This is a genomic window from Clostridium sp. 29_15 (assembly GCF_001916075.1).
GTDB classification, from domain to species: Bacteria; Bacillota; Clostridia; order Clostridiales; family Clostridiaceae; genus Clostridium; species Clostridium lentum.
Genome location: NZ_MNRT01000027.1, coordinates 23974 through 30063 on the forward strand (window position 1 = coordinate 23974; position 6090 = coordinate 30063).

General features: G+C 31.1%; 5 protein-coding genes. All 5 read left to right on the top strand.

The window, feature by feature from the left end:
• Window positions 1-18: 18 nt before the first annotated feature.
• From BHW04_RS05810 to pknB, 5 genes are read left to right on the top strand one after another with little or no spacing between them, the layout of a single operon-like run.
• Window positions 19-711 (top strand): zinc metallopeptidase, encoded by a 693-nt coding sequence (locus BHW04_RS05810; RefSeq protein ID WP_022212294.1) that lies wholly within the window; start codon window positions 19-21, stop codon window positions 709-711.
• A 10-nt stretch (window positions 712-721) separates the two neighbouring features.
• Window positions 722-2038, top strand: a complete 1317-nt coding sequence (rsmB, locus tag BHW04_RS05815; protein ID WP_302699162.1) for a 16S rRNA (cytosine(967)-C(5))-methyltransferase RsmB — start codon at window positions 722-724, stop codon at window positions 2036-2038.
• Window positions 2039-2049: 11 nt separating this feature from the next.
• Entirely contained in the window at window positions 2050-3081 is a 1032-nt protein-coding gene (gene rlmN, locus BHW04_RS05820; protein WP_022212296.1) for a 23S rRNA (adenine(2503)-C(2))-methyltransferase RlmN, read from the top strand.
• Window positions 3082-3099: 18 nt separating this feature from the next.
• The gene (locus BHW04_RS05825; protein WP_302699163.1) at window positions 3100-3813 is read left to right on the top strand and encodes a Stp1/IreP family PP2C-type Ser/Thr phosphatase; all 714 of its coding nucleotides are present in this window, start codon (window positions 3100-3102) and stop codon (window positions 3811-3813) included.
• A 2-nt stretch (window positions 3814-3815) separates the two neighbouring features.
• On the top strand, window positions 3816-5963 hold the full coding sequence (gene pknB, locus BHW04_RS05830; RefSeq protein WP_302630851.1) for a Stk1 family PASTA domain-containing Ser/Thr kinase: 2148 nt from the start codon (window positions 3816-3818) through the stop codon (window positions 5961-5963).
• Window positions 5964-6090 lie beyond the last annotated feature (127 nt).

Below are 6090 nucleotides of genomic sequence, written 5' to 3' on the forward strand. Positions count from 1 at the left end.
ACGAAAGGAGAGTTTTGGATGTTCTATCCTTTTTATTATGACAAAACAATGTTAATATTGATTCCAGCAGTAATTATTGCTTTTTGGGCTCAAAGTAAAGTAAGTAGTACTTATAGGAAATATAGAGAACAACGTATGGCAAACGGCTACACAGGAGAACAAGTGGCTAGAATGATCTTAGATGGTGCAGGTCTTTATAATGTTCCAGTTTTACTTACAGAAGGAGAACTTTCAGATCATTATGATCCTAGCAAAAGACTAATTAAATTATCAAGAGATATTTTTTATGGAAATTCAATTGCGGCAGCTGGTATAGCTGCTCATGAAGTAGGGCATGCAATACAACATCAAAAAGCCTATAAGCCTTTGGTGTTAAGAACCAGTATAGCTACAGGGGTTAATTTTGCAAGTCAGGCATCTATGATATTATTTATCTTAGGAATATTCCTATCAATACCTAAACTAACAACTATAGGAATCATATTCTTTTCAGCTACAGTGTTTTATCAGCTTATAACACTTCCAGTTGAATTTAATGCTTCAAGACGAGCTTTAGATATATTAGAAAGCAGATCTATCCTTTTAGAAAATGAAGTATTAGGAGCAAAAAAGGTTTTAAGTGCTGCAGCGATGACATATGTGGCAGCAGCATTAATGTCAATAAGTCAATTGTTAAGACTTATATTAATAAATAATAGAAATAACGATTAAGAGGTAGTTTATGAACAGTAGAGAAATTGCATTAAATATAGTAAGTAGAGTTTTAGATGAGGGCGCTTATTCAAACTTAGTTCTTTCAAATGAATTAAACGAAACAAATTTAGATGATAAAGACAGAGCATTAGTTACAGAATTAGTTTATGGAACAATAAGAAGAAAAAATACATTAGACACAATAATATCTAATTTTGTTAAAGATATTAAACTTATGGATAAAAAGGTTCTTAATATATTAAGAATTGCTATTTATCAAATGCATTTTTTAGATAAGGTTCCAGAATTTGCAGCATGTAATGAAGCCGTTGAATTAGCTAAATCTATTTCAGAACAAAATGGGAAATTAGTAAATGGTATATTAAGAAGCTACACTAAAAACCCAGATGATATAGAAGTAAGTAATGGAGTAATTGATAGATTAGCATATCAATATTCATATGAACCATGGTTTATAAGAATGATTTATAAACAATATGGAGAAAAAGATGGTAAGAGAATATTAAGTGGATTAAATCAAACACCAAAAGTTACTGTAAGAGTAAATAACACAAAGTCTGATTTTGATGAAGTTTATGATAGACTTGAAGAAATGGGATATGATATTGAAGAAGGATATGCTTGTCCAGAAGCAATAATTATTAGGGGTGGAAGATCAATTGAAAGTAACCCACTATTTATAGAGGGAGCAATAACAGTTCAAGATGAAAGTGCAATGCTTGTGGCACCTCTTCTAGATTTAGAAGAAAATGATACTGTTTTAGACTTATGTGCAGCACCAGGTGGAAAGACAACACATATTGCTGAATTATTAGAAGGAAAAGGTAAAGTTTACGGATTTGATTTACATGAAAATAAATTATCTTTAATTAAAGATAATGCTGAGAGATTAGGATTAAATAATATAGAAATTAAAGAGATGGATGCAACAAAAATAGATTCTTTATATGTATCATCAGCTGATAAGGTTCTTATTGACGTTCCATGTTCAGGTATTGGAATTATCAGAAAGAAACCAGAAATAAAATGGAATAAGACAAGAAAGTCATTAAAAGAGTTAATTCCAACTCAAAGAGAAATAATGGAAAATGCATGGCAATATTTAAAGAATGGTGGAATTATGATTTATTCTACATGTACACTAAATAAAGAAGAAAATGAAGATAATGTTGAATGGTTTGTAAATAAGCACAAAGATGCACAAGTTGAAAAAATATTCTTAGGAAGTATGGATAACTTTGTGTATAATTCAGATGGATCATTAACAATACTTCCAAATGAATATATGGATGGATTCTATATTGCTAAGATAGTTAAGAAATAGCAGGTGGACATATGTTAAATTTATTAGATTATACATTAGATGAATTACAAAGCTGGATGAAGGAAAATAATGAACCGGCATTTAGAGCAAAACAAGTATTTTCATGGATATATAAAAAAGTATATAATTTTAATGACATGAATAATATTCCAAAGTCACTAAAAGAAAGGTTAGAAAATTCATTTATCATAGATATGCCAAAGATTGAGCGTGTATATGAATCATCAATAGATGGAACCAAAAAGATATTATTAGCTTTTAAAGATGGAAATTTAATTGAATGTGTTCTTATGAAGTATAAGCATGGAAATTCAATTTGTATTTCAACACAAGTAGGATGCAGAATGGGATGTAAATTTTGCGCTTCTACTTTAGGAGGAAGAATAAGAAACTTAACTGCAGGTGAAATTTTATCTGAGATAATGGTGGCGCAAGATTATTTAGGAGAAAGAGTTTCCAATATTGTACTTATGGGAAGTGGGGAGCCTTTAGATAACTATGATAATGTTGTTAAGTTCTTAGAGCTTGTTAATGCTGAATATGGACTTAACATAGGTCAAAGACATATAACACTATCAACATGTGGAATAGTACCAAAGATATATGAATTAGCAGATTTAGAACTAAGTGTCACTTTAGCTATCTCGCTTCATGCTTTTAGCGATGAAAAGAGAAGAGAGATTATGCCTATTGCAAAAAAATACTCTATTAGTGAAATACTTGAAGCTTGTGAGTACTATATAAACAAGACTGGCAGAAGAATAACTTTTGAATATTCACTAGTGGCAGGAGTAAATGATGGTAAGGAAGATGCAAAATCTCTTTCTAAACTTGTAAAAGGTATGCTATGTCATGTTAACCTTATTCCAGTAAATGAAATAAAGGAAAATACATTAAAGAGGCCATCAAAGAAAAATATATTAGAATTTGAAGAAATTTTAAAAGATAATGGAATAGAAGTAACTGTCAGGAGAGAAATGGGAACAGATATCAATGCAGCTTGCGGCCAGCTAAGGCGAAGTTATTTAGAAGAAAATAGATAGTGTATTTGGAGGAACAGTATGGTTGGAATTAAGAGTGATGTTGGCAATGTAAGAGAACTAAATGAAGATTATGCAGCATTTATTGAAGATGAGCGATTTAAAATTTATTTAGTTGCTGATGGCATGGGGGGACATAATGCCGGAGAAATTGCTAGTAATCTAGCTGTAAAAAGTATAATGCGCTATTTGATGGAGCATTCAGAAGAAAATGAAGATCTTCTTTTGAATGCAGTTAAATATGCCAATAATGAAATATATGAAATATCTCAAAAAAATGATAAGTGTAAAGGGATGGGGACCACAATTACAGGTTGTTTTATTAAAGGAGATATAATTCAAGTGGTAAATGTAGGGGATAGCTGCTGTTTTTCTATTAAGGGTAATGAAATAAAAAAGGTTACGAAAGATCATTCTTGGGTACAAGAGCTCATAGATGCTGGAGCTATAACAGAAGAAGAAGGAAGAGTACATCCGAAAAAGAATATTATCACTCGAGCTTTAGGAACTAATTCATCGGTGAAAATAGATATATTTAATATTGAGAAGAATGAAAGTAGCATGTTTTTATTATGTTCTGATGGGCTATCCAATGAGGTACAAAAAGAAGAGATGGTTGAAATAGTTAATAGATATAAAAACGTTAATGAAGCATGTGAAAAATTAGTTGATTTAGCTAAAGCTAGAGGGGGAAAAGATAATATTACTGTCTTGCTATTTGGAGGAGAGGTGTAAATATGATTGGAGAAATATTAGGTGATAGATATGAACTTATTGAAATAATAGGCGAAGGCGGAATGGCTATTGTTTATAAATCCAAAGATAAAAAGTTAAATAGATTAGTGGCTGTTAAAGTGTTGAAAAAAGAATTTTCAGATAATAAAGACATTGCAGAAAAGTTTAAGAGAGAAGCAACAGCAATAGCAAATTTATCTGATACTAATATTGTTAATGTTTTAGATGTAGGTCATGAAGAAAAAGGCAACATAGATTATTTTGTTATGGAGTATGTAAGCGGAAAAACATTAAAGGATCTAATTGTTTATAGTGGAAAGCTAAATTATACTACAGCAATAGAAATTGCTATCCAAATAGCCAAAGCATTAGAGTGTGCTCATAGAAATAATATTATTCATAGAGATATTAAGCCACAAAATATTTTAGTTACAGAAAATGGTGATGTCAAGGTTACTGATTTTGGAATTGCTAAAAGTTCTACAGCATCAACAATAACTAATACAACAACAATTATGGGGTCTGCCCATTATTTATCTCCAGAGCAGGCAAAAGGAACATTTATCGATGGAAGGTCAGATATTTATTCATTAGGTATTGTTTTATATGAAATGCTAACAGGAAGACTTCCTTTTGATGGAGAATCACCTGTGACAATTGCTTTAAAGCACATACAGGAAGAACCTGTGCCACCAAAAGGTATTAATTTATCAATACCAGATAGTTTAAATACATTGGTTTTAAAATGTATGGCAAAAGAAGCTAGTGATAGATATGATAATATAAAAGAATTAATGGTGGATTTGCAGAAAATTAAGGATAATCCTAATGCAATTATTAATGGTAAGGCAAGTGCATATGACAGCAAAACAATAATAATGACTCCTATAAGTGAAAAACAAATGAATACTACCAAAGTAGATAAGGCTCAGGCTAAGGTTGTTAATAGCTCAGTTGTTGACGATGATTATGATGAGTATGATGAATATGATGGTGATGAATATGAAGAAGATGACGATGAACTAGAAAATATTCCTGTAAAGAGAGCAAAAGAAACAACGGTAAATAAGCAAAGAAAGTCAAGGAAGGGAATAATTATAGGAATTATAACAATAGCTATACTAGCTATTATGGTACCTTTTGGTATGTATTTTACTGGTGGAGCTAAGGAGGTTTCTATACCTAAAATAGTTGGATTATCACAAGAAGAAGCAGAGAGTGCGTTAAAAAAAGCAGGTTTAGCTTTGCAAGTTGATTCAAGGAAATATGATGAGAATTACAAGGAAGGGTATATAATATCTAGTAATCCATCTGAAGGAACAGTGGTGAAAGCTAATACTACTGTAAAAGTAGTTGTTTCTAGCGGTGTAGAAAAAGTAAAAGTACCAGATGTAAGAGACTTAAGTAGTGAGGCAGCAGTTAGTGCATTAGAAGATAGAGGGCTTGTAGCAACTCTTTCATATGATTATAGCGATACAGTAGAATATGGATATGTTATTAGTCAATCAATAAATAAGAATCAAGAAGTTGAAAAGGGTAGTAAAATTTCTTTGATAATTAGTTTAGGAAAAGAAGTAAAATGGGTAACTGTTAAAAATGTTATAGGATATAATCAAAGTGAGGCAGTAGCAACTTTAGAAAATCAAGGTGTTAAAGTGACTATTAACACTGAAGATACATCAAATGAATCTGAGAATGGAATGGTTATTAATCAATCAGTTTATGGAATTGATGTTAAAGTTGGAACAGCAGTTACACTTACTATAGGGAAATATGTTGAGAAATCTTACAATGTTTCTGAGTATGTGTATATAGGTCAATCATTATCTGAAGCTATAGCAGCTTTAGAAAGTGCAGGACTTTCATATCAAATAAGTGGTACTGTGTCAGGTGATGATTATGTTAACTATTCAATAACAGGATACACTCAAGAGGTTAAGAAGAATGAAGCTGTAAAGCTAAAGGTAAAGAAGAATCCATCTGGAGGCACAACAGGAAATACTTCCAGTGATACAACAGGTGAAACTAATAGTGGGGAAACAAACTCTTCAGAAGAAACAGATGATACTGGAACGGATGCATCTACTGATGCTCAATATACTGAAACAACTGTAGGAGTTACTGATATATTTCCTTCAAAATTTAACTAGATAATAAAAGATTGCACTATGTGCAGTCTTTTTTAAAGTACAGGAAAGTATAAAATTTTCGATGGCTGAAAGTTAGATGTTATCTAGCATTCAGCCTTTAAATATGTTAAATTTATTAATTATAAAT